Source organism: Streptomyces sp. ID05-39B, assembly GCF_033794725.1.
Lineage (GTDB): Bacteria > Actinomycetota > Actinomycetes > Streptomycetales > Streptomycetaceae > Streptomyces > Streptomyces bobili.
Window position 1 is genome coordinate 1 of sequence record NZ_JARGEF010000109.1, and the last position, 24931, is coordinate 24931.

Annotated in this window: 22 protein-coding genes and 1 pseudogene; 18 read left to right on the top strand and 5 right to left on the bottom strand. The window is 72.2% G+C overall.

Annotated elements, in window-relative coordinates:
* Position 1 precedes the first annotated feature (1 nt).
* The 7 genes from P1P75_RS22755 to P1P75_RS22785 all read left to right on the top strand — a co-directional run bounded on the left by P1P75_RS22755 (position 2) and on the right by P1P75_RS22785 (position 9203).
* The gene (locus P1P75_RS22755; protein WP_319258209.1) at positions 2–829 is read left to right on the top strand and encodes an RNA methyltransferase; all 828 of its coding nucleotides are present in this window, start codon (positions 2–4) and stop codon (positions 827–829) included.
* A 47-nt stretch (positions 830–876) separates the two neighbouring features.
* A complete protein-coding gene (locus tag P1P75_RS22760) occupies positions 877–2016 on the top strand; it encodes an ATP-binding protein (protein ID WP_319258212.1) in 1140 nt (379 codons plus the stop codon).
* Positions 2017–2147: 131 nt separating this feature from the next.
* Positions 2148–3269, top strand: a complete 1122-nt coding sequence (gene pheS, locus P1P75_RS22765) for a phenylalanine--tRNA ligase subunit alpha (protein WP_319258215.1) — start codon at positions 2148–2150, stop codon at positions 3267–3269.
* Positions 3269–5779, top strand: coding sequence for a phenylalanine--tRNA ligase subunit beta (gene pheT / locus P1P75_RS22770; protein WP_319258217.1), 2511 nt, complete (start codon positions 3269–3271; stop codon positions 5777–5779). Before pheS ends, pheT begins: the two co-directional genes overlap by 1 nt.
* 166 nt (positions 5780–5945) lie before the next feature.
* Entirely contained in the window at positions 5946–7043 is a 1098-nt protein-coding gene (locus P1P75_RS22775; protein ID WP_319258220.1) for a PP2C family protein-serine/threonine phosphatase, read from the top strand.
* Between the two features lie 210 nt (positions 7044–7253).
* Positions 7254–8594, top strand: a complete 1341-nt coding sequence (locus tag P1P75_RS22780) for a transcriptional regulator (RefSeq protein WP_319258222.1) — start codon at positions 7254–7256, stop codon at positions 8592–8594.
* Positions 8595–8657: 63 nt separating this feature from the next.
* Positions 8658–9203: an NUDIX hydrolase gene (locus P1P75_RS22785; RefSeq protein WP_319258224.1), complete on the top strand. Its 546-nt coding sequence runs from the start codon at positions 8658–8660 to the stop codon at positions 9201–9203.
* 62 nt (positions 9204–9265) lie between these two features.
* Here P1P75_RS22785 and P1P75_RS22790 read toward each other — a convergent pair whose 3' ends face one another.
* Positions 9266–10126: a 3-hydroxybutyryl-CoA dehydrogenase gene (locus P1P75_RS22790; RefSeq protein ID WP_319258227.1), complete on the bottom strand. Its 861-nt coding sequence runs from the start codon at positions 10124–10126 to the stop codon at positions 9266–9268.
* 180 nt (positions 10127–10306) lie between these two features.
* Between P1P75_RS22790 and P1P75_RS22795 the strand changes: the two genes are divergently transcribed.
* The gene (locus P1P75_RS22795) at positions 10307–11545 is read left to right on the top strand and encodes a family 10 glycosylhydrolase (RefSeq protein ID WP_319258229.1); all 1239 of its coding nucleotides are present in this window, start codon (positions 10307–10309) and stop codon (positions 11543–11545) included.
* A gap of 9 nt (positions 11546–11554) precedes the next feature.
* On the opposite strand, the gene P1P75_RS22800 is transcribed toward P1P75_RS22795, so the two are convergent.
* Together P1P75_RS22800 and P1P75_RS22805 are read right to left on the bottom strand one after the other, a co-directional pair.
* Positions 11555–11752 carry a DUF1918 domain-containing protein gene (locus P1P75_RS22800; RefSeq protein ID WP_266454258.1) on the bottom strand — a complete coding sequence of 66 codons (198 nt, stop codon included), beginning with the start codon at positions 11750–11752 and terminating at the stop codon, positions 11555–11557.
* A 108-nt stretch (positions 11753–11860) separates the two neighbouring features.
* Positions 11861–12784, bottom strand: a complete 924-nt coding sequence (locus tag P1P75_RS22805; protein WP_319258233.1) for a DMT family transporter — start codon at positions 12782–12784, stop codon at positions 11861–11863.
* Between P1P75_RS22805 and P1P75_RS22810 the strand changes: the two genes are divergently transcribed.
* From P1P75_RS22810 to P1P75_RS22820, 3 genes are read left to right on the top strand one after another with little or no spacing between them, the layout of a single operon-like run.
* Positions 12783–14276 (top strand): PLP-dependent aminotransferase family protein, encoded by a 1494-nt coding sequence (locus P1P75_RS22810; RefSeq protein ID WP_319258235.1) that lies wholly within the window; start codon positions 12783–12785, stop codon positions 14274–14276. The two genes, P1P75_RS22805 and P1P75_RS22810, sit on opposite strands and share 2 nt — an antisense overlap.
* 10 nt (positions 14277–14286) lie before the next feature.
* Positions 14287–14757 carry a GNAT family N-acetyltransferase gene (locus P1P75_RS22815; protein ID WP_319258238.1) on the top strand — a complete coding sequence of 157 codons (471 nt, stop codon included), beginning with the start codon at positions 14287–14289 and terminating at the stop codon, positions 14755–14757.
* Positions 14758–14788: 31 nt separating this feature from the next.
* Positions 14789–15382, top strand: coding sequence for a histidine phosphatase family protein (locus tag P1P75_RS22820; RefSeq protein ID WP_319258240.1), 594 nt, complete (start codon positions 14789–14791; stop codon positions 15380–15382).
* Here the strand turns inward: P1P75_RS22820 and P1P75_RS22825 are convergent.
* Positions 15364–15807, bottom strand: coding sequence for a DUF6314 family protein (locus P1P75_RS22825; protein WP_319258242.1), 444 nt, complete (start codon positions 15805–15807; stop codon positions 15364–15366). The genes P1P75_RS22820 and P1P75_RS22825 overlap by 19 nt on opposite strands.
* Before the next feature lie 132 nt (positions 15808–15939).
* On the opposite strand from P1P75_RS22825, the gene P1P75_RS22830 reads away from it, so the two are divergent.
* From P1P75_RS22830 to P1P75_RS22860, 7 genes and pseudogenes are all read left to right on the top strand, one after another.
* Positions 15940–18438 carry an alpha-L-arabinofuranosidase C-terminal domain-containing protein gene (locus P1P75_RS22830; RefSeq protein ID WP_319258244.1) on the top strand — a complete coding sequence of 833 codons (2499 nt, stop codon included), beginning with the start codon at positions 15940–15942 and terminating at the stop codon, positions 18436–18438.
* Positions 18439–18485: 47 nt separating this feature from the next.
* Positions 18486–19238, top strand: a pseudogene (locus P1P75_RS22835) (YfhO family protein); the annotation flags it as partial.
* Between the two features lie 227 nt (positions 19239–19465).
* Positions 19466–20494, top strand: a complete 1029-nt coding sequence (argC, locus tag P1P75_RS22840) for an N-acetyl-gamma-glutamyl-phosphate reductase (protein WP_319258247.1) — start codon at positions 19466–19468, stop codon at positions 20492–20494.
* Positions 20491–21642, top strand: coding sequence for a bifunctional glutamate N-acetyltransferase/amino-acid acetyltransferase ArgJ (argJ, locus tag P1P75_RS22845; RefSeq protein ID WP_319258250.1), 1152 nt, complete (start codon positions 20491–20493; stop codon positions 21640–21642). The genes argC and argJ overlap by 4 nt, the downstream gene beginning before the upstream one ends.
* Complete coding sequence (argB, locus tag P1P75_RS22850) at positions 21639–22547, top strand: acetylglutamate kinase (protein ID WP_319258252.1); 909 nt, start codon at positions 21639–21641, stop codon at positions 22545–22547. Before argJ ends, argB begins: the two co-directional genes overlap by 4 nt.
* Positions 22544–23755: an acetylornithine transaminase gene (locus tag P1P75_RS22855; RefSeq protein ID WP_319258254.1), complete on the top strand. Its 1212-nt coding sequence runs from the start codon at positions 22544–22546 to the stop codon at positions 23753–23755. Before argB ends, P1P75_RS22855 begins: the two co-directional genes overlap by 4 nt.
* Before the next feature lie 7 nt (positions 23756–23762).
* The gene (locus P1P75_RS22860) at positions 23763–24305 is read left to right on the top strand and encodes an arginine repressor (protein WP_150470120.1); all 543 of its coding nucleotides are present in this window, start codon (positions 23763–23765) and stop codon (positions 24303–24305) included.
* A gap of 222 nt (positions 24306–24527) precedes the next feature.
* Here P1P75_RS22860 and P1P75_RS22865 read toward each other — a convergent pair.
* Positions 24528–24931 (bottom strand): FAD:protein FMN transferase (locus P1P75_RS22865; protein ID WP_319258257.1); only part of this gene is annotated, 404 nt, incomplete at its 5' end.

The following is a 24931-nucleotide window of genomic DNA, read 5'->3' on the forward strand; positions in this document are numbered from 1 at the left end:
CATCTCCCCCCGCTCCCCCCGCGTCGCCGCCGCCAGGCGCCTCGCGCGGCGGAACTTCCGGGGGAAGGAGCGGCTGTTCCTCGCGGAGGGCCCGCAGGCCGTGCGGGAGGCGGCCGCGCACCCGGACACCCTCGTGGAACTGTTCGTCACCCCGGAGGCCGCGGACCGCCACGCCGACATCCTCGGCGAGGCCCGTAACGCCGGCGCCCGCGTCCACCTCGCCGACGGTGAGGTCATCGAGGACATCTCCACCACCGTCACCCCGCAGGGCCTCGTGGGCGTGTGCCGGTTCATCGACACCCCCTTCGACGACATCCTCGCCGCCCGCCCCAGGCTCGTCGCCGTCCTCGCGCACGTACGCGACCCCGGCAACGCCGGCACCGTCCTGCGCTGCGCCGACGCGGCCGGCGCCGACGCCGTCGTCCTCACCGACGCCTCCGTCGACCTGTACAACCCCAAGGCCGTACGGGCCTCGGTCGGCTCGCTGTTCCATCTGCCGGTCGCCGTCGGCGTTCCCGTCGAGCGGGCCGTCGCCGGCCTCAAGGACGCCGGGGTGCGTGTCCTCGCCGCCGACGGCGCGGGCGAGGACGACCTCGACGACGAGCTGGACCAGGGCACCATGGGCGGGCCCACGGCATGGGTCTTCGGCAACGAGGCCTGGGGCCTGCCGGAGGAGACCAGGGCGCTCGCCGACGCCGTCGTGCGCGTCCCGATCCACGGGAAGGCCGAGAGTCTGAACCTCGCGACCGCCGCGGCCGTATGTCTGTACGCGTCCGCCCGGGCGCAGCGGGCGCCTGACGGAGGGTGCCGCTCCGTCACCGAGAGCTAGTAGGGTGACCAGCTCGGGGGTCCTCGTCTGGGAGGTGGGGTACGGGGATGAGTGTCGGCACGAGCAGGGCGCCGGGAGCCAGTGAACCGGAGCGCCCGCCCGCGGCCCGACCGGCCGGTGACCCCGACGGACTCGGCATCGACCCCGACGACCTGCCCGACGGGCTGGTCGTCGCCGACGAGCACGGGTACGTCGTCTGCTTCAACGCCGCGGCCGAGCGCATCACCGCCGTCCCCGCGGCCGAAGCCCTCGGCCAGCGGCTCGACAAGGCCCTGCCGCTGGAGGACCTCGAAGGCCGCCGCTGGTGGCAGCTGACCGACCCGTACAGCGGCCTCGCCATCCGCGTGGGCCAGCCCGAACGGAACCTGCTGCTGCCCGGCGGGCGTGAGGTCCTCGCCTCCGCCCGGTACGTCCGCGGCGAGCCCACCGGCCCCGTCCGCCGCGTCGTCGTATCCCTCCGCGACACCGAGGCCCGCCGCCGCACCGAGCGCAGCCACGCCGAACTGATCGCCACCGTCGCCCACGAGCTGCGCTCCCCGCTCACCTCCGTGAAGGGCTTCACCGCCACCCTCCTCGCCAAGTGGACGCGGTTCACCGACGACCAGAAGCGGCTGATGCTGGAGACGGTCGACGCCGACGCCGACCGCGTCACCCGGCTCATCGCCGAGCTGCTCGACATCTCGCGGATCGACTCCGGCCGCCTGGAGCTGCGCCGCCAGCCCGTCGACATGGGCGCCGCCGTCGGACGGCACATCCAGGCCTACGTCGCCGCCGGCCAGCCCGCCGACCGGTTCCTGCTGCGCATCGAACAGCCGCTGCCCGCCCTGTGGGCCGATCCCGACAAGGTCGACCAGGTGCTCAGCAACCTCATCGAAAATGCGGTGCGGCACGGCGAGGGAACCGTCACCATTGAGATCACGCCCGCCCGGTCCCCCCGCGAAGGGGAGGACACCGGCACGTCGGTCATCGTGAGCGACGAGGGCACCGGCATCCCGGAGGAGTCCATGAACCGCGTCTTCACCCGCTTCTGGCGGGGCAGCAAGCGCGGCGGGACGGGCCTCGGGCTGTACATCGTCAAGGGCATCGTCGAAGCCCACGGCGGTGTCATCACGGTCGGCCGCGCCCCCGGCGGCGGCGCCGAGTTCCGATTTACGTTGCCCGTGGCGGTCCCGGCCTATCTGGCCTAGCCCCCGCGGGCGCATCCGTACGTCCTCACCCCGTTAGACTCGGCCTTTGGCACCTTCGTGTCCCATGGACGGCCCTCCGAGTGAGTCGGTGACGGGGACCTTCAGCCAGCCAATCGGAAGCACGGGAAGAGATGTCGGCACCGAATAAGTCGTACGACCCTGTAGAGGTCGAGGCCTTGAAACCGGAAGAGATCGAGCGCATGCGGGACGAGGCGCTCGCCGCCTTCGCCGCCGCGGACTCCCTCGACGCGCTCCAGGAGGCCAAGGTCGCCCACACCGGCGGCGCCTCCCCGCTGGCCCTGGCCAACCGAGAGATCGGCGCACTGCCCCCGCAGGCCAAGGCCTCCGCCGGCAAGCTCGTCGGCCAGGCCCGCGGCGCGGTGAACAAGGGTCTCGCCGCCCGGCAGGTGGAACTGGAGGCCGAGCGCGACGCGCGCGTCCTGGTCGAGGAGGCGGTGGACGTCACGCTGCCCTACGACCGCGTGCCCGCCGGCGCCCGCCACCCGCTCACCACGCTCTCGGAGCGCATCGAGGACGTCTTCGTGGCCATGGGCTACGAGGTCGCCGAGGGCCCGCAGGTCGAGGCCGAGTGGTTCAACTTCGACGCCCTGAACATCGGCCCGGACCACCCGGCCCGCGGTGAGCACGACACGTTCTTCGTGCAGGGCCCGGAGGGCGGCACCGAGTCCGGTGTCGTGCTGCGCACCCACACCTCGCCCGTGCAGATCCGCTCGCTGCTCAGCCGTGAGCTGCCGGTGTACGTGATCTGCCCCGGTGTGGTGTACCGCACCGACGAGCTGGACGCCACGCACACCCCGGTCTTCCGCCAGGTCGAGCTGCTGGCCGTGGACGAGGGCCTCACCATGGCCGACCTCAAGGGCACGATGGACCACATGGTCCAGGCCCTGTTCGGCGAGGGCATGAAGACCCGGCTGCGGCCGAACTTCTTCCCCTTCACCGAGCCGTCCGCCGAGATGGACATGGTGTGCTACGTCTGCCGCGGCGAGTCCGTCGGCAACCCCGACCGGCCCTGCCGCACCTGCTCCAGCGAGGGCTGGATCGAGCTGGGCGGCTGCGGCATGGTCAACCCCAAGGTGCTGACCGCCTGCGGCGTCGACCCGGAGAAGTACAGCGGGTTCGCCTTCGGGTTCGGCATCGAGCGGATGCTGATGTTCCGCCACAGCGTCGAAGACATGCGAGACATGGTCGAGGGTGACGTCCGGTTCACCCGGCCGTTCGGGATGGAGATCTGATGCGGGTCCCGCTTTCCTGGCTGCGGGAGTACGTCGACCTGCCGGCCACCGAGACCGGCCGTGACGTCCAGGCCAAGCTCATCTCGGCCGGCCTCGAGGTCGAGACCGTCGAGCAGCTCGGCCACGACCTCAAGGGCCCCCTCGTCGTCGGCCAGGTGCTGACCATCGAGGAGCTGGAGGGCTTCAAGAAGCCGATCCGCTTCTGCACCGTCGACGTCGGTCAGGCCAACGGCACCGGTGAGCCGCAGGAGATCGTCTGCGGCGCCCGCAACTTCGCCGTCGGCGACAAGGTCGTGGTCGTGCTTCCGGGCGCGGTCCTCCCCGGCAACTTCGCGATCGCCGCCCGCAAGACCTACGGCAAGACGTCCCACGGCATGATCTGCTCCGGCGACGAGCTGGGCATGGGCGACGACGGCAGCCACGGCATCATCGTGCTGCCGCAGGAGACCGAGGTCGGCAAGGACGCCATCGAGCTGCTCGAACTGGTCGACGAGGTCCTCGACATCGCCGTCACCGCCAACCGCGGCGACTGCCTGTCCATCCGCGGCGTCGCCCGCGAGACCGCCATCGCCTACGGCCTGCCGCTGCGCGACCCGGCCCTCCTCGACGTACCGGGCCCGAACGCCTTCGGCTACCCGGTGCAGGTCTCCGACCCCGTCGGCTGCGACCGCTTCACCGCGCGCACCGTCACCGGTCTGAGCCCCGAGGCACGCTCGCCGATCTGGCTCCAGCGCCGGCTGCAGAAGGTCGGCATGCGCCCGATCTCGCTCGCCGTCGACGTCACGAACTACGTGATGATGGAGGTCGGCCAGCCGCTGCACGCCTACGACCGCACCCTGGTCCAGGGCACCATCGGCGTCCGCCGCGCGGCCGAGGGCGAGAAGCTCGTCACCCTCGACGGCGTCGAGCGCACGCTGCACACCGAGGACCTCGTCATCACCGACGAGCGTGGCCCGATCGGCCTCGCCGGTGTCATGGGCGGCGCCAACACCGAGATCGCCGACCACGCGGAATCCGAGGGGACGACCGACGTCGTCATCGAGGCAGCGCACTTCGACGCGGTCTCCATCGCCCGTACGGCCCGCCGTCACAAGCTGTCCTCCGAGGCGTCCAAGCGCTTCGAGCGCGGGGTCGACCCGCAGGCGTCGTCGGCGGCCGCCCAGCGCACGGTCGACCTGCTGATGCTGCTCGCCGGCGGTACCGCCGAGGCCGGGGTCACCGAGGTCATCGCCCCGTCCGCGCCGCACACCATCGCGGTTCCCGCCGACCACCCGGACAAGGTGGCGGGTGTCGGGTACGGCCGGGAGACCGTCGTACGACGGCTCCAGGAAATCGGTTGTGACGTGTACGGGCAGGACGAGCTGATCGTCACCGTGCCGTCCTGGCGTCCCGACCTCGGTGAGGTCAACGACCTCGCCGAGGAGGTCATCCGTCTGGAGGGCTACGAGAACCTGCCCTCCACGCTGCCCAAGCCCCCGTCGGGCCGCGGCCTCACGCACCGGCAGCGGCTGCACCGCCGCGTCGGCCGCGCGCTGGCCGGCGCCGGTTACGTCGAGGCGCCGAACTACCCGTTCGTCGGCGAGCAGGTCTTCGACCAGCTCGGCCTCGACGCCGACGACCCGGCCCGCCGCGTCGTCAGGCTCACCAACCCGCTCAACGACGAGGAGCCCGCGCTCCGTACGTCGCTGCTGCCGGGGCTGCTCGCCGCGCTGCGGCGCAACGACGGCCGTGGCTCGCACGACCTGGCCCTCTTCGAGACCGGGCTGGTCTTCCTCCCGCGCGAGGAGCAGGGTGTGGCCGGTCAGCTCCCGGTCGACCGCCGGCCGACCGCCGAGGAGATCGCGGCGATCGACGCCGTGCTGCCCGAGCAGCCGCGCCATGTCGCCGCCGTCCTCGCGGGAGCCCGCGAGCAGGCCGGCTGGTGGGGCAAGGGCCGCCCGGCCGACTGGGCCGACGCCGTCGAGGCGGCGCGGACGGTCGCCGCCGAGGCGGGCGCCGAACTGATCGTCCGCAAGGGCCAGTACGGGCCCTGGCATCCGGGCCGCTGCGCCGAGCTGGTCGTCGTCGCCGACGGCGCCGAGCGGGTCGTCGGCCACGCGGGCGAACTGCACCCGCGCGTGCTGAAGGCCCTGGGCCTGCCCGCACGCACCTCGGCCATGGAACTCGACCTGGACGTCCTGGAGCAGGTCGGCGACGACACGCCCCGGGCGCCGGGCATCTCCACGTTCCCCGTCGCCACGCAGGACGTCGCGCTCGTCGTCGACGCGTACGTCCCGCACGCCGACGTGGAGGCCGCGCTGCGCGAGGGCGCAGGTGAACTCCTGGAGGCGATCCGGCTGTTCGACGTGTACGAGAACGCGGAGCAGCTGGGTGACGGGCGCAAGTCGCTCGCGTACGCGCTGCGCTTCCGTGCGGGGGACCGGACGCTGACGGTCGACGAGGCGTCGGCCGCCCGGGACGCGGCGGTCGCCCTCGCGGGCGAGCGCACGGGTGCCGTGCTGCGCGGCTAGGAGCGGTGGGGGTGTAGGGGACACAGCCCCCTACACCCCATCTCACCAATTCGGGTGAGTTCCCTCGGTGATCCGGTCCTCCGGGCCACGACATCGACAGAATCAGACCGGCCTTTCGGGGCCGGTCTGTCTGCGCTGTACGGGCCTAGATGGGGGACCATCCGACATGTTCGGCACGAGGCGGCCGTTGCGCCGGGCCCTCTCGCTGGGGTTGCCCACGGCGTGGGGCGCCACGGCGATCACCTACAAGATGACCTGCCCGCTGGCCCAGCAGGACGGGCTCGGCGCCAGGCTCGTCACCAGCGCCGTCTTCTTCGTCGTCGGCACGGGCCTGATCCAGCACGTACGGCAGACCCTGCTGCGTGAACTGAAGCAGGCCCGCCGGGTCGCCGGGGCAGCCCAGAGCGTGCTGCTGCGGCCCCTTCCGCCGCGGGTCGAGGGGCTGAACGTGGCCGCGGCGCGGCTCTCCGCGGAGCGCGGCGCCTCCGTCGGCGGCGACCTGTACGAGGTCATCGCCACCGAGCACGGGGTGCGGGTCGTCATGGGCGACGTACGCGGGCACGGGCTCCCCGCGCTCGGGACCGTCGCCGCGCTCCTCGGCAGCTTCCGCGAGGCCGTGCACGACGAGCCGGACCTGGACGGCGTCCTGCGCCGGCTGGAGCGCGCCCTCGCCCGGCATCTGCGGGAGCGCCACCGCGAGGAACATCCCGCGAGCGGCAGACCGCCCGACACCCCGGTCGCCGAGGAGTTCGTCACCGTACTGCTCCTGGAGATCGACGCGGAGGGCGGCGTACGGGCCCTGAACTGCGGGCATCCGTGGCCGTATCTGCTCCGGGGGACGGAGGTGGGGCCGCTGGCCCGCTCGGAAGTCCTGCCGCCGCTCGGCCCGTTCCCGCTCCCGCCCGAGCTGCCGGCCACGCACTGCGGCCACCTCCGCAGCGGGGAGTCCCTGGTCCTGTACACGGACGGCGCCAAGGACGTGCGGGACGCCAGGGGCCGCTTCTTCCCGCTGGCGGAGACACTGACCAAGGCGGTCCACGACCACCCGGTCTCACCCGAGCACATCCTGCGCACGGTCCTGCGCGCGCTCCTGCGCCACACGGCGGGCAGACCGACGGACGACATCGCGTTGCTCATACTCCACCACCGGCCCCTGCACCGACCGGCCAAAGGAGCGCCGGGCAGTGACACATGTGGCTTGGCCGCGAGGACGCGACCGGCCACGACGCCAGGGCAGCCGACGACCTCCCCCACCTCCCCCTGACGACGACGTACGAACTGCCGGGCCGCCGCTTCATGAGGGGGAGCCGACGGCCCGGCGACCTCTTTCGAGGCATTTCAGTCAACCGGCCCGAAACGCTCAGCGACAGCGCGCGCACGGTACGAATACGGGCATTCCGTTCACACCCCGTGTGAAGACGGACCCGCTACCGTGAGTGGCGCCGTCGGCACCGAACCATCCGGGGGGCACCTCATGCAGCCCAACACTCTGCTCGACGCGATCCTCGACGAGGCGGGCATCTCGCACGCGGGCCTCGCCGCGCACGTCAACGAGGCGGGCCGGGCCCGCGGGCTCGCCCTGCGCTACGAACACACCGCCGTCGCCCGCTGGCTCAAGGGCCAGCGCCCGCGCGGACAGGTGCCCGACCTGATCTGCGAGGTACTCGCCCGCCGGCTGCGCCGGCCCGTCACCCTCGACGACATCGGCCTCGGCGTGCCCGGCGAACCCTCGGCCCCGCACGGCACCTCGCTGACCGGGTTCGTCGAGCGGGCCACCGCCCTGTGGCGCTCCGACGAACAGCAGCGCCCGCACATCCTGGGCGCCCCCGCCGTCACCGGCACGCCCGCCGTGATGCCGGTGTGGGAGTGGGAGAACCCGCCCGAGGACGTCGACGTCTCACGCGGCGGCCGGCACCGGGTCACCCACGCCGACATCGAGACGCTGCGCGCGGCCCGCGCCCACTACGAGCAGATGTACCGCAAGGCCGGCGGCGTCGCGACCCGCAGTCGCATCGTCGGCTTCCTCAACGCCGAGGCGGCCCCCCTGCTGCGCGGGGGCTACACCGACGCGACGGGCCGTCAACTGCACCGCGCCACCGGCGCTTTGGTGGCGATCGCCGGCATCTGCGCCTACGACTCCGACGCGCACGGGCTCGCGCAGCGCTACTTCCACCAGGCGCTGCGGCTGGCGAAGGCCAGCGGGGACCGGGGACTCGGGGCGTACGTGATCGCCCTGCTGGTCAACCAGGCTCTGTTCATGCGGGAGTTCCGGCAGGGCGTCGCCTTCGCGGAGGCCGCGCTGCGCACCGTCGGCAAGGACGTCACCCCCGCCCTCGCCTCCGACCTGTACGCGATGCAGGCGAAGGCGTACGCCCATCTCGGCGACGGCACGAGCGCCCTGTCGTGCATCCGGCGGGCCGAGGCGGCCGCCGAACGCATCCGGCGCGGTACCGAACCGGACGAGACGGGCTATGTCCAGCCGGGCCTGGTCAACGTCCAGGTGGCCGAAGCCCTGTTGAGCCTCGGCGACCTCACCGCGGCGGCGGAGCATGCCGCGGCGGCCGTCGGCACCCCCGCCCACGACCGGGGCCGGGTGCACCGGCTCGCCATGCTCAGCACCGTCGAACTGCGCCAGGGCGACGCCGACAAGGCGGTGGTGACCGCCGTGCTGATGGCCGAGCAGGCGCGGGGGATGGAGTCCCAGCGGGTGCGCGACAGACTCCGGGCGGTGCGCGGACACCTGGTGCGCAGCGGTTGCGCGGGCACGGCGGAGGCGGCGGAACTCATCGACGACGCCCTGCGCGTACCGCTGTAGCGTCCGACGCCGCACAGCCCCTGCTGCGATATTGCCACTTACTCGACGGAAGGTGGCAGAACCGTGCAGTGGACGAAACAGAACGAACGAACTGTGTATGAAAACCGCTGGTTCAGCGTCAACCTCGCGGACGTCGGCCTGCCGGACGGCCGGCATCTCGACCACTTCCTCATACGGCTGCGGCCCGTCGCGGTGGCCACCGTGGTGAACCGGGCCAACGAGGTTCTCCTGCTGTGGCGGCACCGCTTCATCACCGACAGCTGGGGATGGGAACTCGCCGCGGGCGTCGTCGAGGACGGCGAGGACATCGCCGTCGCTGCGGCCAGGGAACTGGAGGAGGAGACCGGCTGGCGGCCCGGCCCCCTGCACCATCTGATGAGCGTGGAGCCCGCCAACGGCCTCACCGACGCCCGGCACCACATCTACTGGTCGAGGGAGGGCGAGTACGTCGGGCATCCGGTGGACGACTTCGAGTCCGACCGCCGGGAATGGGTCCCCCTGAAACTCGTGCCCGACATGGTGGCGGGGGGAGAGGTCCCGGCCGCCAACATGGCGGCCGCCTTACTGCTCCTGCACCATCTCAGGCTCGGCCACGACGGCGCCCGCTGAACGCAGCACGAGCCCGGCACCGGTGAGGTGCCGGGCCCGTACGCCATGCCGAGGGCGGGTGGTCAGCCGTAGGTGTAGAAGCCCGAGCCGGTCTTGCGGCCCAGCCGGCCCGCGTCCACCATGCGCTGGAGCAGCGGGGGAGCGGCGTACAGCGGCTCCTTGTACTCGTCGTACATGGACTGCGCGACCGAGGCGACGGTGTCCAGGCCGATGAGGTCCGACAGCTTCAGCGGGCCCATCGGGTGGGCGCAGCCCAGCTCCATGCCGTTGTCGATGTCCTCGCGGCTGGCGATGCCCGTCTCGAACATCCGGATCGCGGAGAGCAGGTACGGGATCAGCAGCGCGTTGACCACGAAGCCCGAGCGGTCCTGGGCGCGGATCGCGTGCTTGCCGACCGTCTTCTCGGCGAACAGCTGCGCGCGGCTGATCGTGCCCTCGGACGTGGTCAGCGCCGGGATCAGCTCGACGAGCTGCTGCACCGGGGCCGGGTTGAAGAAGTGGATGCCGATGACCTGGTCGGGCCGTGAGGTGGCGACCGCCAGCTTCACCAGCGGGATGGAGGAGGTGTTGGAGGCCAAGATGGCGTCCGGGCGGGTCACGACCTGGTCCAGGACCTGGAAGATCTCGGCCTTGACCTGCTCGTTCTCCACGACGGCCTCGATGACGAGGTCGCGGTCGGCGAACTCGCCGAGGTCGGTGGTGAAGCTGAGGCGCGCCTGGGTCGCGTCCCGCTCCTCCTCGCTGATCTTGCCGCGTTCGGCGGCCTTGGCCAGGGAGTTGAACAGCCGGGTGCGGCCGAACTCCAGGGCCTCGCCGGTGGTCTCGGCGACCTTCACGTCGAGTCCGGCCCGCGCGCAGACCTCGGCGATGCCCGCCCCCATCTGGCCGCAGCCCACCACTCCGACGCGTTCGATGTCGGTCACATCGGTCCCTTTCACTGGCTGACTCCGGTCACTGCGCAGGTCTTCCGGGTCCCGGCGGGCCTGCTCCGATCGTGCACGTTACTAGCAAGTATCGATGATCGATCGTTCGGGTGGGGGCATGCTGGGCGCGGAGACGATCCGTGACCGAGCGGATCCGCGGTGTATGTGGGGATGTGCGCGATGGGGCGACTGACTCGGCGGGCGTTCGCGCTGGCCGCTCTGTCGGCGTTCACGACGACGGGCGCCTCGGCCAGCGTCCCGTCCGGACCCACCGCGGGCGGGCAGGGCCTTGCGCCGGCGCGGATGCGTGGCGTCTGGCTGGCCACGGTCGCCAACCGGGACTGGCCCTCGCGCCCCGGACTGACCGCCGCCGAGCAGCGCTCGGAGCTGCTCGGCCGGCTGGACCTGGCGGTCCGCGACCGCCTCAACACCGTGATCTTCCAGGTACGTCCCACCGCGGACGCCCTGTGGCCCTCGCCGTACGAGCCGTGGTCGCAGGTGCTCACCGGGACCCAGGGCAAGGCGCCCGGCTGGGACCCGCTGGGCACGGCGGTCACGGAGGCGCACGCCCGCGGACTCCAGCTGCACGCCTGGTTCAACCCCTACCGGGTCGCCACCCATGACGACCCGGCCGGGCTCGTCGCCTCCCACCCCGCGCGCAGACACCCCGACTGGGTGGTGCCGTACGGCGGGAAGCTCTACTACAACCCCGGCCTGCCGGAGGTCCGGGCGTTCGTGCAGGACGCGATGCTCGACGCGGTGCGCAAGTACCCGGTCGACGCGGTCCACTTCGACGACTACTTCTATCCCTATCCGGTGGCCGGCCAGACCTTCGACGACGACGCCGCCTACGACGCCCACGGCGGCGCCTTCCCCAACCGGGCGGCCTGGCGCCGCGACAACGTCGACCTGCTGGTGCGCGAGACGGCCGCCCGGATCAAGGCGGTCCGGCCCGCCACGCAGTTCGGGATCAGCCCCTTCGGAGTGTGGCGCAACGCCTCGACCGACCCGCGCGGCTCGGACACCCAGGCACTCCAGTCGTACGACGCGATCCACGCCGACACCCGCAAGTGGGTGCGCGAGGGCTGGATCGACTACGTCGTGCCGCAGCTGTACTGGAACATCGGCCTGAAGGCCGCCGACTACGCCGCGCTCGTGCCCTGGTGGGCGGAGGTGGCGCGGGGCAGCCGGACGAAGCTGTACCTCGGGGAGGCGCTGTACAAGGCGGGCGATCCCGCCCAGCCCGCGGCCTGGCAGGACCCGGCCGAGCTGTCCCGGCACCTCACCCTGGCGGCCGGCCACCCCGAGGTCGGCGGCCATGTCTTCTTCGCGGCCAAGGACCTGCACACGGACCGGATCGGCGCGATGGCGCGGGTCGTCGCCGACCACTACGCGCAGCCGGCGACGCCCTCACGCTGAACCGCCTGCCTAGCGCGGTTCCTCGGCCTTGTGACGGATCTCGGTGTCCGGTCCGGGCGAGCACAGGCCCTCGTGCCCGTCCGTGAAGCGCACCCGGTAGGGAGGATTGCCCTCCCGTCCCAGCACTTCGACGATCTCGCCGACCTTGTCGTGTTGCCCGACCACCCTGCCGTGCTGGACAAGCTGGTCGCCCGGGGTCGCACGCATCTGTGAGACCTCCTCACCGTGTGCGGGAGCATCGGTCCTGGAGCTCTGGAGTCCGTTTCTTCGAGTCTACGGCGCGCCGCCCCGGCCGGACCGGCGCGTGCGCGCCCTTCAGCCGCGAGCCCGCTGGGTGACCGCGATGCAGACCAGGACGGCCGCGGCCGTCAGCGGAGCGGCGGGCGTGAGGTGCTCGCCCAGCAGCAGCACCGACCACACCAGTGTGAGCAGGGGCTGGGCCAACTGCAACTGGCTGGCCTTGGGAATGCCGATGGCGGCCATCCCCCGGTACCAGACGACCAGCCCGAGGAACTGCGAACCCGCAGCCACCCACAGCAGCCCGGTCACGCTGTGCGCGGTCAGCCGCACCGGCTCATGGGCGAGGGCGAGGGCGGCGGCGGGCACGGCGAGCGGCAGGCAGAACACCAGCGCCCAGCCGATGACCTGCCAGCCAGGCATCACCCGGGCCAGCCGGCCGCCCTCGGTGTAGCCGGCCGCGCACACCAGCAGCGCCCCGAACAGGTACAGGTCGGCCCTGGTGAGGGCGCCGCCGCTCTGCCGCACGGTGAAGGCGACCACCGCGCCCGCGCCGGCCAGTGCCGCGGCCCAGAAGGTGCGGGAGGGCCGGGAGCCGACGCGCAGCGCGGACAGCAGGGCGGTCGTCAGGGGCAGCAGACCGACCACGACGGCCGCGTGCGCGGTGGAGGACGTCTGCAGGGCGAGCGTACTCAGCAGCGGGAAGCCGACGACGACCCCGGCGGCCACCACGGCGAGCCCGGCCCAGTGCCGGCGGTCGGGCAGCGGCACCCGCAGGACGAGGAGGCAGGCGCCCGCGACGAGGGCGGCCAGCACGCTGCGGACGGCGACCAGTGCCCAGGGGCCGAAGCCCTCCAGGCCCCAGGCGGTGGCGGGGAAGGTCAGGGAGAAGGCGCCGACGCCGAGAGCGGCCTGGAGGGTGCCGAAGCCACTCGCCCGCGGGGCGGTGACCGTGGTGACCGCTATCGCCGGAGCTGCAGTAGCGCTACTCTGTTTCTTCATGCATGAGCGTAGCAGTGTGGGTGAACTGGCGGACCGGCTGCGGGGCGAGCTCGACCGCTACTCACCCGGTGGAAAGCTCCCGTCGAGCCGTGCCCTCGTCGAGCGGTTCCGGGTGAGCCCGGTGACCGTCTCGCGGGCCTTGGCGCAACTGGCCGCCGAGGGGCTGGTGATCACCCGGCCCGGCGCCGGGGCCTTCCGGGCCCGTCCCCGCCCCGCCTCCCCGTCGGCCGGCGACACCTCCTGGCAGGAGGTCGCGCTGAGCGCCGAGGGCGCCGACCTCGTGCCCCGCTCGGTGGACGCCTCCGGGGTCACCGTCACCCTCGCCGCTCCGCCGCCCGGCGTCATCGAGTTCAACGGCGGCTATCTGCACCCCTCCCTGCAGCCGGAACGCGCGATGTCGGCGGCCCTGGCACGGGCGGGGCGACGCCCCGGTGCGTGGGGGCGACCGCCCGTCGAGGGCCTGCCGGAGCTGCGCGAGTGGTTCGGGCGGGCCATCGGCGGCGCGGTCACCGCCGCCGAGGTGCTCGTCAGCTCGGGCGGGCAGACCGCGCTCACGACCGCCCTGCGCGCGCTGGCCCCGCCCGGCGCCCCGGTGCTCGTCGAGTCGCCGACGTATCCGGGCATGCTGGCGATCGCCCGGTCCGCGGGGCTGCGTCCGGTACCGGTGCCGGTCGACCACGACGGGGTGAAGCCGGAGCTGCTCGCCGACGCCTTCCGCGCGACCGGCGCCCGGGTCTTCGTCTGCCAGCCGCTGTTCCAGAACCCGACCGGCGCCGTGCTGTCCCCCGGCCGGCGCGGCGAGGTGCTGCGCATCGCCCGCGAGGCGGGGGCCTTCGTCGTCGAGGACGACTTCGTGCGGCGGCTCGCGCACGAGGACGCCGGGCCGCTGCCCCGCCCGCTCGTCGCCGACGACCCCGACGGCGTCGTCGTGTACGTCGGCTCGCTCACCAAGGCGACCTCGCCGAGTTTCCGGGTCAGCGCGCTCGTCGCCCGCGGCCCGGTCCTGGAGCGGCTGCGCGCCATCCAGGTCGTCGACACCTTCTTCGTGCCCCGCCCCCTCCAGGAGGCGGCCCTCGAACTGGTCGGCTCGCCCGCCTGGCCGCGCCATCTTCGGGCGGTCGCGGCCGAGCTGAGGAGCCGGCGCGACCTGATGGCCGCGGCCCTGGCCCTGCACCTGCCCGAGCTCGCCCTCCCGCACATCCCGTCCGGCGGCTACCACCTCTGGCTGCGCCTGCCCGACGGCACCGGGGGCACCTCCCAGGCCTTCGGATCCGGGGGAGAGTCCGCGTTCACGGCCGCGGCCCTGCGCGCCGGCGTCGCCGTGACCCCCGGCCGCCCCTACTTCAGCGCCGAACCGCCGGCCCCGCACATCCGCCTGAGCTTCGCTGCCGTCGCGGGCGCCGAGGAGATCGCCGAGGGGGTACGACGGCTGCGGGCGGCCTGCGACGAGGTCCTCGCGGAATCCGTTCGACACGGCTCACGCCATCTGTGAAGGTCCCTCCATGACCACGACCACGACCTCCGCGCCGTCTCTGGCCGAGGGCTACGAGATCTCCGCCGACACCGGCCGGATCGACGTCGCACGCGTGCACCGGTGGCTGTCGACCGACGCCTACTGGGCGCTCGGCCGGGAGCGCGAGAAGCAGGAGCGGGCCATCGCCGGGTCGCTGAACTTCGGGGTGTACGACGCGGTGTCCGGCGAGCAGGTCGCCTACGCGCGCGTGGTGACGGACCTGGCGACCTTCGCCTGGCTGTGCGACGTGTACGTGGATCCGGCGGTACGGGGCAAGGGCATCGGGACCTCCCTCGTCGCCGCCGTCCGCGATCACCTGCTCCCGCACGGCCTGCGCCGCATCCTGCTCGCGACCCGGGACGCGCACGGCGTGTACGAGAAGATCGGCTTCGAGTCCCTGGAGGAGCCGGATCTCTGGATGGCGCTCGCTTTCGAAAAGTTTTCACAGAACATCTCTTGACCTGCGTACTTGCGCGTCCCACCATCACCGCATGGCACTCCGGGTCACGTTCGTCGCCGCGGCGCGCAGCTCCGCGTTGCTCGCCGAGCGCTTCGAGGACGACCGCCCGCTGGACCAGGCGGGCTGGGACGAGGTGCAGCGGGCGGCAGGCGACCTGCTGCCGCTGGCGGCCGCCGAGCTGCGCTACTGCTCGCCGACCCCGCGCAGCCGGGCCACCGGTGACGCGCTCGGTTACGCCCCGCTCGTGCAGCTCGCCCTGCGGGACTGCGACATGGGGCGCTGGCGCGGGTTCACCCTGGGGGAGGCGATGGCGCGGGAACCGGCGGCGGTGGACGCCTGGCTCGCCGATCCGCGGTCCACTGCGCACGGCGGTGAGTCGCTGCTGGCGTTCATCTCACGGGTGGGCGGCTGGCTCGACACCCGGCCTCTGGAGGACGGCTGCCGGATCGTCGCCGTCGCCGAGCCGAGCGTGATCCGGGCCGCCCTGGTGTACGCGCTCAAGGCGCCGCCGTCGACGTACTGGAACCTCGATGTGCGTCCGCTGTCGACGACGACCGTGACCGGCCGCGGCGGCCGGTGGAACCTGCGCTTCGAGGGGGCCGCGGCTCAGACCTCGCGCACGTAGTCGGTGGTGAGCACCAGGTCCTTCGCGGGGCCGCGCACCCGCCAGCGTGTCCGCCAGTGGTCCGCGTCGCGCACGGTGAACTCGCCCCGGTAGAGGTCCGCGACGCACGGGTGGTCGGTCACATGCCGTCCGCTCCTCAGGTCCAGGTCGTGGAAGGGCCGCCCGTCGGCGAACGTCACGTCCGCCGTGCCCGGCGGCCGTCCGGGGAGGAAACGCAGGGTCCGCCGGGCGGGCCGTGGGACGCCCTGCCAGACGAACGTGCCGGACTCCTCGTGGAGCAGTCCGCCGTCGTCCAGCGGGCCGAAAACGGTCGTGCCCTCGAAGCGCCCCTGCGCGCCGCTCGTCAGATCCCGCACCGACCGCTCGACCCGCCAGGCCCCGGCCAGGAACCCCAGAGTGTCCGGCACTGGCCAGAACTCGCCCATCGCGCGTCGCCCTCCGTCACATCCGTTGCTGCGCGAACCATTGACGCGCTCCGACCCCCTCCCTATCTTGCCGTTCGAAGTGCTGATCAAGGTCCGATATTTCGAACGTGTACTGAGAGTCGCGGAGTATCCATGTCACGCAGCACCACCCGCACCACCACCGGCACTCGCTGGAGACTCGGTCTCACCGCCACCGCCCTGCTGACGGCGACCGCCCTCCTCCCCGCCCCGGCGCACGCCGAGGACGCCACCGACTACACGATCACCGTCGACCCCTCCGCCCGGGGTGCGGCGATCGACGACACCATGTACGGCGTCTTCTTCGAGGACATCAACCGGGCCGCCGACGGCGGTCTCTACGCCGAACTCGTGCAGAACCGGTCCTTCGAGTACGCCCCCGCCGACAACCGCGCCTACACCCCGCTGACCTCCTGGACGGTCGAGGGCACCGGACAGGTCCTCAGCGACTCCGGCCGCCTCAACGAGCGCAACCGCGCCTACCTGTCCCTCGGTGCCGGCTCGTCCGTCACCAACGCGGGGTACAACACCGGCATCCGCGTCGAGCAGGGCAGGAGGTACGACTTCTCGGTATGGGCCCGCGCCGAGAACGGCACCACGCTCACCGTCGGCCTCCAGGACGCCGACGGGATCCTGGGCACCGCCCGCAAGGTGGCGGCGAAGGGCGGCTGGGCCAAGTACCGGGCCACCTTCACGGCGACCCGCACCAGCAGTGACGGCCGCCTCACGGTCGCCTCCTCGGCCGCCGCCGCCCTCGACATGGTGTCCCTGTTCCCGCGCGACACCTACAAGCACCAGTCCAACGGCCTGCGGGCGGACCTCGCCCAGAAGGTGGCCGCGCTCAAGCCCGGCTTCCTGCGCTTCCCCGGCGGCTGCCTGGTCAACACCGGCTCCATGCAGGACTACAGCGAGGCCTCCGGCTGGCAGCGCGCCCGCGCCTACCAGTGGAAGGACACCATCGGCCCCGTCGAGGAACGCGCCACCAACGCCAACTTCTGGGGCTACAACCAGAGTTACGGACTCGGCTACTACGAGTACTTCCGCTTCGCCGAGGACGTCGGCGCGATGCCCCTGCCCGTCGTGCCCGCGTTGGTCACCGGCTGCGGCCAGAACAAGGCCGTCGTCGACGACGCCCTGCTCCAGCGGCACATCCAGGACACCCTCGACCTCATCGAGTTCGCCAACGGCCCCGTCACCTCGACCTGGGGCAGGAAGCGCGCACAGATGGGCCACCCCAAGCCCTTCCACCTCACCCACCTGGGCGTGGGCAACGAGGAGAACCTTCCGGCCGAGTTCATGGCCCGGTTCAAGCAGTTCCGGGCGGCCATCGAGGCCAGGTACCCGGACATCACCGTCATCTCCAACTCCGGTCCGGACGACTCCGGTTCGACCTTCGACACGGCCTGGCAGCTCAACCGCGACGAGAACGTCGCCATGGTCGACGAGCACTACTACAACAGCCCGCAGTGGTTCCTCCAGAACAACGACCGCTACGACTCCTACGACCGCGGCGGGCCCAAGGTCTTCCTCGGCGAGTACGCCTCCCTGGGCAACGCCTTCAAGAACGGCCTCGCCGAGGCCGCCTACATGACCGGCCTCGAACGCAACGCGGACGTCGTCAAACTCGCCTCCTACGCGCCGCTGTTCGCCAACGAGGACTACGTGCAGTGGGCCCCCGACATGGTGTGGTTCAACAACCACGCCTCCTGGAACTCCGCCAACTACGAGGTCCAGAAGCTGTTCATGACCAACGTCGGCGACCGCGTGGTCCCCTCGACGGCCACCACCACCCCCGCCGTGAGCGGCCCCATCAGCGGGGCCGTCGGCCTGTCGACCTGGGCGACCAGCGCGGCGTACGACGATGTGCTGGTCACCGGCGCCGGCGGGAGCACGCTGCTCGGCGACGACTTCTCCGGTGACGCCGCACAGTGGACGCACACCGGCGGCGGCAGCTGGAGCGTCCAGGACGGGCAGTACGTGCAGAGCGACGCAGCCGCCGAGAACACCATGGTCTCGGCCGGCGACCCGGCCTGGCACGACTACGACCTGCACGTGAAGGCCACCAAGAAGTCCGGCAAGGAGGGCTTCCTCGTCGCCTTCGGCGTCAAGGACACCGGAAACTACTACTGGTGGAACCTGGGCGGCTGGAGCAACACCCAGTCCGCCGTCGAACAGGCCGTGGACGGCGGCAAGTCGACGCTGCTCGCCAAGGCCGGTGGCGTCGAGACGGGCCGCGCCTACGACATCGACATCAAGGTGCGGGGCCGTCAGGTCACCCTCTACCTCGACGGCCAGGAGTGGGGAAGCTTCACCGACGACAAGCCTGCCGAGCCGTTCCGCCAGGTCGTCACCCGGGACGAGAAGACCGGTGACCTGATCGTCAAGGTCGTCAACGCCCAGTCGGCGGACGCCCGTACGGCCGTCGACCTCGGCGGCGCCAAGGTCTCCGGCAAGGCCCGGGTGACCACGCTGGCCGCCGCGCCCGACGCGGTCAACTCGGAGACCGCGACTCCGGTGGCGCCGGTGACGTCCACCTTCACCGGCGTGTCCGACCGGTTCACCTACACCTTCCCGGCGAATTCGGTCACCTTCCTGCGCATCAGGCAGAAGTAGCCGAGGGAAGATCCGCCAGGGGCCAACTGCGCGGTGCAAACGCGTAGTTGGCCCTCCGGGGCTATCCCTTCGGTCCCCGCACCCGCAGTGTCAACGACCTGGGCAACCAGTCCCTGCCGTTCCACACACACCTTGTGGGACCTGCTGCACGGCCGGGCCGACGGCGGCGTCCTCTTCCACCGGCGGTCCGGTTTCGGCGCCAGTCTCCCGCCCGACCTCGCCACCTACGTCAGCAGCCCGTTCGCCCTGTTCGTCGGGTGTTCCCACGCGACCGGATCGACCTCGCGGTGTACGTCATCACCGTGTTGAAGCTCGCCGGCGTCGCCGCCGCGATGGCCCGGCTGCTGCCCGAGCCTGCGGCCCGGCCGCTGGTGGGCGGCGGGACTCCTCGGGGCGTCCTGCGCCCTGTGCGGCTGGAGCGTGCCGAGCGCCACGTACAACCTGATGGGGCTCGACGGCCTCATCGTCCTGCCGCTGCTGTGCCTGGCCGGCGAATGGGCGCCGGCCGGCCGGCACCGGTTCCTCGGCACCGGGGCCGTGGCGGTGGCCTGGACCGGCAATTTCTCCACCGCTTACATGGCCACCCTCGCCGCCGGTCTCGCCCTGCTCCTGCTCCTGCGGCTCTGGCTCTCCGGACTCCCGCGCGGGCAGCGGTTCGCGGCGGCGGGCCGGGCCGGCCTGACCACCGTCCTGGGCATGGACCTCGCGGCACCCCTGAGGACCGTCGTGTACTTCGGCAGCGCCCACGCTCCCCGGGCAGGTTCACCCGATTCACGCCCGTTCCCACCCAGGACCTGCTCCGATCGCCGTACCCCTCGACGCCACCTCGACCCGGCTCACCTGCGTCCTCCACCCGCCCGGCCTGCGGTTGGGCACGGCCATGGGGGGTATGTCATTGCTGGCCGTGGCGCTGCTCGGCGTCCTCACCGCCGTCCGGCGACGGCGTGGGACGGGCCCTGCCGCCGAGGATGGATTGTATAAACGTGCATAGCGACGTATAGTCATGCCATCCCAGAGGAGGGTGGACATGACGGTACGTGCGGCAGTGGCCGGAGCGAGCGGGTACGCGGGCGGCGAGGCGCTGCGCCTGCTCCTCGCGCACCCCGAGATCGAGATCGGTGCCCTCACCGGCAACTCCAACGCGGGACAGAAGCTGGGCACCCTCCAGCCGCACCTCCTTCCCCTGGCCGACCGCGTCCTGCAGGAGACGACTCCCGAGGTGCTCGCAGGACACGAGGTCGTCTTCCTCGCCCTCCCGCACGGACAGTCCGCCGCCGTCGCCGAACAGCTCGGCCCGGACGTCCTCGTCGTCGACATGGGCGCCGACTTCCGCCTCAAGGACCCCGCCGACTGGGAGCGCTTCTACGGCTCCCCGCACGCCGGGACCTGGCCCTACGGCCTCCCCGAACTGCCGGGCGGCCGCGTCGCGCTGGAGGGGTCCAAGCGCATCGCGGTGCCCGGCTGCTACCCCACGGCCGTCTCCCTCGCCCTGTTCCCGGCCTACGCCGCGGGCCTGGCCGAGGCGGAAGCCGTGATCGTCGCCGCCTCCGGCACCTCCGGCGCGGGCAAGGCGGCCAAGCCGCACCTGCTCGGCAGCGAGGTCATGGGGTCGATGTCTGCGTACGGCGTCGGCGGCGGGCACCGGCACACGCCCGAGATGATCCAGAACCTCAGCGCGGCGGCGGGGGAGCGGATCTCCGTCTCCTTCACGCCGACACTCGCGCCGATGCCCCGCGGCATCCTCGCCACGTGCACCGCCGCCGCCAGGGAGGGCGTCACCGCCGAGTCCGTACGCGCCGCCTACGAGAAGGCCTACGCCGACGAGCCCTTCGTGCACCTGCTGCCCGAGGGCCGGTGGCCCGCCACGGCGTCCGTCCACGGTTCCAACGCCGTTCAGGTGCAGGTCGCCCTCGACGAGTCGGTGGGCCGCATCATCGCGATCAGCGCCATCGACAACCTGACCAAGGGCACCGCGGGCGGTGCCGTCCAGAGCATGAACATCGCCCTCGGGCTCCCCGAGGCACTGGGACTTTCCACGATCGGAGTCGCACCGTGAGCGTCACGGCAGCCAAGGGATTCACGGCGGCGGGCATCGCCGCCGGGATCAAGGAGAACGGCAACCCGGACCTGGCCCTCGTGGTCAACACCGGGCCGCGCCGCGCCGCCGCGGGCGTCTTCACCTCCAACCGCGTCAAGGCCGCGCCGGTGCTCTGGTCCGAGCAGGTCCTCAAGAGCGGCGCCCTCTCCGCCGTCGTCCTCAACTCCGGCGGCGCCAACGCCTGTACCGGGCCGAAGGGCTTCCAGGACACGCACGCCACCGCCGAGAAGGCCGCCGAGGTCCTGGGCCTGGGCGCCGGCGAGGTCGCCGTCGCCTCCACCGGCCTCATCGGCATCCTCCTGCCGATGGACAAGCTGCTCCCCGGCGTCGAGAAGGCCGCCGAGGCACTGAGCGAGCACGGCGGCGAGAAGGCCGCCATCGCCATCAAGACCACCGACAGCGTCCACAAGACGTCCGTCGTCACGAAGAACGGCTGGACCGTCGGCGGCATGGCGAAGGGCGCGGGCATGCTCGCCCCGGGCCTGGCCACCATGCTCGTGGTCCTCACCACCGACGCCGACATGGACAGCGAGTCGCTCGACAAGGCCCTGCGCGCCGCCACCAGGGTCACCTTCGACCGCGTCGACTCCGACGGCTGCATGTCGACCAACGACACGGTGCTGCTGCTCGCCTCCGGCTCCTCCGAAGTCACCCCGCAGTACGCTGAGTTCGCCGAGGCCGTCCGCACCGTCTGCGACGACCTGGGCCAGCAGCTCATCCGCGACGCCGAGGGCGCCAGCAAGGACATCAAGGTCGAGGTCGTGGGCGCCGCCAGCGAGGAAGACGCCGTCGAGGTGGGCCGCTCCATCGCCCGCAACAACCTCCTCAAGTGCGCCATCCACGGCGAGGACCCCAACTGGGGCCGCGTGCTCTCCGCGATCGGCACCACCGGGGCCGCCTTCGAGCCCGACCGGCTCAACGTCGCCATCAACGGCGTCTGGGTGTGCAAGAACGGCGGCGTCGGCGAGGACCGCGACACGGTCGACATGCGCTACCGCGAGGTGCACATCGTCGCCGACCTCGCGGCCGGCACCGAGACCGCCACCATCTGGACCAACGACCTCACCGCCGACTACGTCCACGAGAACAGCGCGTACTCCTCATGAGCAGCACCCGCAAGCACACCGCGCTGCCCAAGGCCCAGATCCTCATCGAGGCGCTGCCCTGGCTGACCCGGCACAACGGCAAGACGGTCGTCATCAAGTTCGGCGGCAACGCCATGATCGACGAGGACCTCAAGGCCGCCTTCGCGCAGGACGTCGTCTTCCTGCACCACGCCGGCCTCAAGCCCGTCGTCGTGCACGGCGGCGGCCCGCAGATCAGCGCCGCCCTCGACAAGCACGGCATCGTCAGCGAGTTCAAGGCCGGCCTGCGCGTCACCACCGAGGACGCCATGGACGTCGTGCGGATGGTGCTGGCCGGGCAGGTCCAGCGCGAACTGGTCGGACTGCTCAACCGGCACGGCCCGCTCGCCGTCGGACTGACCGGCGAGGACGCGCACACCATCACCGCCGTCAAGCACCAGCCCACGATCGACGGCGAGTCGGTCGACATCGGGCGGGTGGGCGAGATCACCGCGATCGACACCGGCGCCATCGAGGCACTGCTCGCCGACGGCCGCATCCCCGTCGTCTCGTCGATCGCCCGTAGCCAGGACGACCACCATGTCTACAACGTCAATGCTGATACGGCGGCTGCGGCACTCGCTGCTGCTCTGGGCGCCGAAACCCTCATGGTCCTCACGGACGTCGAGGGTCTCTACGAGGACTGGCCGAACTCCGACGAGGTGATCAGCCGCCTCACCGCTTCCCAACTGGAGAAGCTGCTGCCGGAGTTGTCCGCCGGCATGGTCCCGAAGATGGAGGGGTGTCTGCACGCCGTGCGCGGCGGCGTCACCACCGCCCGCGTCATCGACGGACGCGTCCAGCACTCGATCCTGCTGGAGATCTTCACCGACGAGGGCATCGGCACGATGGTCGTGCCCGACGAGACAGAGGGGGAGTCGTCATGAGCAACGCCGTCACGGGCAACGAGGAGCTGACCACGCGCTGGCAGGGCGCCCTCATGAACAACTACGGCACCCCGCTGCTGCCCCTGGTCCGAGGCGAGGGCACCCGGCTCTGGGACGCCGACGGCAACAGCTACCTCGACTTCGTCGGCGGCATCGCGACCAACGCCCTCGGCCACGCCCACCCGGCGATCGTCGAGGCCGTGACCCGTCAGATCGGCTCCCTCGGCCACATCTCCAACTTCTTCATGGCCGAACCCACCGTGGCCCTCGCCGAACGGCTCCTGCGGCACTTCGGCCGCGAGGGCAGGGTCTTCTTCTGCAACTCCGGCGCCGAGGCCAACGAGGCCGCCTTCAAGATGGGCCGGCTGACCGGGCGCACCCACGTCGTGGCCACCGAGGGCGCCTTCCACGGCCGTACGATGGGCGCCCTCGCGCTCACCGGGCAGCCCGGCAAGCGGGACCCCTTCCTGCCGCTGCCAGGCGACGTCACCCACGTCCCCTTCGGTGACGCGCAGGCGCTGGCCGCCGCCGTCACCGACGAGACCGCGCTCGTCGTCATCGAGCCCATCCAGGGCGAACTGGGCGTCGTCGTCCCGCCCGCCGGCTACCTCAAGGCGGCCCGCGCGATCACCGCGGCCACCGGGGCGCTCCTCGTCCTCGACGAGGTGCAGACCGGCATCGGCCGCACCGGGCACTGGTTCGAGTACCAGGCCCACGAAGGTGTCCTGCCCGACATCGTCACCCTCGCCAAGCAGCTCGGCGGCGGGCTGCCGCTCGGCGCGACCGTCGCCTTCGGACGGGCCGCCGAACTGCTCCAGCCCGGCCAGCACGGCACGACGTTCGGCGGCAACCCCGTCGCTTGCGCGGCCGGCCTCGCCGTCCTCGACACGATCGAGAACGAAGGGCTGCTGGAGAACGTCAAGCGGCAGAGCGAGAAGCTGCGGACCGCAATCGAGGGCCTCGGCCACCCGTTGATCGATTATGTCCGGGGCGCGGGTCTCCTCCTGGGTATCGTGCTCACCGAGCCGCGCGCGCCCCAGATGCGCCAGGCGGCTCAGGAGGCCGGGTTCCTGGTCAACGCGCCCGCCCCCGACGTCGTACGGCTGATGCCACCGCTGAACCTCGGCGACGACGAGGTGGACGCGCTGCTCGAGGCACTGCCCGGCATCCTGCAGGCAGTTGACGGGGACGGACGAACCGGGGAATGAGACGACGATGAGCCAGGCGCAGGACCACGAGCAGACGGCGGCCAACGGGCCCGCCGTGCCGCAGACCCGCACCGCCCGCCACCGCCGGATCGTGGACATCCTCAACCGGCAGCCCGTGCGCTCGCAGAGCCAGCTGGCCAAACTCCTCGCCGACGACGGACTGAGCGTCACCCAGGCGACGCTCTCCCGCGATCTCGACGAGCTGAACGCGGTGAAGATCCGCAACAACGACGGCGACCTGATCTACGCGGTCCCCAGCGAGGGCGGATTCCGCACGCCCCGGGTCCCGTTGGGGGAGTCGGCGAAGGAGGAGCGGATGCGGCGGCTGTCGGCGGAGCTGCTGATCTCCGCGGAGGCCTCCGCCAACCTCGTGGTCCTGCGTACGCCGCCGGGCGCGGCCCAGTTCCTCGCCTCGGCGATCGACCAGGCCGAACTGCACGACATCCTCGGCACGATCGCCGGCGACGACACGCTCCTGCTGATCAGCCGCGACCCGACGGGCGGCCAGGCCCTGGCGGACCACTTGCTGCGCCTGGCCCAGAACACGTGAGGCTCCGCCGGTGGGGGAGGCTGGGCCGGTTTCTCGGGTGCGGGTGAGTGGGGGCTGGTCGCGCAGTTCCCCGCGCCCCCAGGGGGTTGCAGTCACCGGCGTCGCCCACGTGCGGCGTTTGGGGGCACTGCACCGGCCGGCCTGCGGGCATGCGTGCCGCCTGGGGCGGCACGGGTGGGCGCAGGGGCACCCGGCAGCGCCGGCTGCGCGACCCGCGCGCCATCAGCCCAGCCGCCGCGCCAGACCCCCCGTGCACCGCACCTCGTCCCCCGCGGTGATCAGCAGGGCCTCCACGTCCGGGAGCGACTCCAGCCACCGCAGGCCGTCCCGCGAACCCATCGCGAACGCGGCCGTCGCCCAGCAGTCCGCCCACGTCAGCCGCGGCGCGACGACGGTCACGGCGACGAGGTCGGTCACCGCCGGGCGGCCCGTGCGCGGGTCGACGATGTGCGCGCCCCGCTCCACCGTCCCCGATGTGGCCACCGCCAGCTCGTCCGCCCCAGCCGCCGAGACGACGGCCGCCAGCCCGCCGGGCCGCAGCGGGTCGGACACCCCGACCCGCCAGGGCCGGTCGGGACCGGGCACGCCCAGCAGCTGGACGTCCCCGCCCCCGTTGACGCTCACCC

Bases quoted from the DNA above. Each gene is read 5' to 3' on its own strand.
- P1P75_RS22800 (WP_266454258.1), bottom strand. From the start codon at position 11,752: ATGCGTGCGACCCCGGGCGACCAGCTTGTCCAGCACGGCAGGGTGGTC.
- P1P75_RS22780 (WP_319258222.1), top strand. From the start codon at position 7,254: ATGCAGCCCAACACTCTGCTCGACGCGATCCTCGACGAGGCGGGCATC.
- P1P75_RS22810 (WP_319258235.1), top strand. From the start codon at position 12,783: ATGCATGAGCGTAGCAGTGTGGGTGAACTGGCGGACCGGCTGCGGGGC.
- P1P75_RS22795 (WP_319258229.1), top strand. From the start codon at position 10,307: ATGGGGCGACTGACTCGGCGGGCGTTCGCGCTGGCCGCTCTGTCGGCG.
- P1P75_RS22825 (WP_319258242.1), bottom strand. From the start codon at position 15,807: ATGGGCGAGTTCTGGCCAGTGCCGGACACTCTGGGGTTCCTGGCCGGG.
- P1P75_RS22830 (WP_319258244.1), top strand. From the start codon at position 15,940: ATGTCACGCAGCACCACCCGCACCACCACCGGCACTCGCTGGAGACTC.
- P1P75_RS22860 (WP_150470120.1), top strand. From the start codon at position 23,763: ATGAGCCAGGCGCAGGACCACGAGCAGACGGCGGCCAACGGGCCCGCC.
- pheT (WP_319258217.1), top strand. From the start codon at position 3,269: ATGCGGGTCCCGCTTTCCTGGCTGCGGGAGTACGTCGACCTGCCGGCC.
- P1P75_RS22775 (WP_319258220.1), top strand. From the start codon at position 5,946: ATGTTCGGCACGAGGCGGCCGTTGCGCCGGGCCCTCTCGCTGGGGTTG.
- P1P75_RS22760 (WP_319258212.1), top strand. From the start codon at position 877: ATGAGTGTCGGCACGAGCAGGGCGCCGGGAGCCAGTGAACCGGAGCGC.
- argB (WP_319258252.1), top strand. From the start codon at position 21,639: ATGAGCAGCACCCGCAAGCACACCGCGCTGCCCAAGGCCCAGATCCTC.
- P1P75_RS22820 (WP_319258240.1), top strand. From the start codon at position 14,789: ATGGCACTCCGGGTCACGTTCGTCGCCGCGGCGCGCAGCTCCGCGTTG.
- P1P75_RS22805 (WP_319258233.1), bottom strand. From the start codon at position 12,784: ATGAAGAAACAGAGTAGCGCTACTGCAGCTCCGGCGATAGCGGTCACC.
- P1P75_RS22815 (WP_319258238.1), top strand. From the start codon at position 14,287: ATGACCACGACCACGACCTCCGCGCCGTCTCTGGCCGAGGGCTACGAG.
- P1P75_RS22855 (WP_319258254.1), top strand. From the start codon at position 22,544: ATGAGCAACGCCGTCACGGGCAACGAGGAGCTGACCACGCGCTGGCAG.
- pheS (WP_319258215.1), top strand. From the start codon at position 2,148: ATGTCGGCACCGAATAAGTCGTACGACCCTGTAGAGGTCGAGGCCTTG.
- argC (WP_319258247.1), top strand. From the start codon at position 19,466: ATGACGGTACGTGCGGCAGTGGCCGGAGCGAGCGGGTACGCGGGCGGC.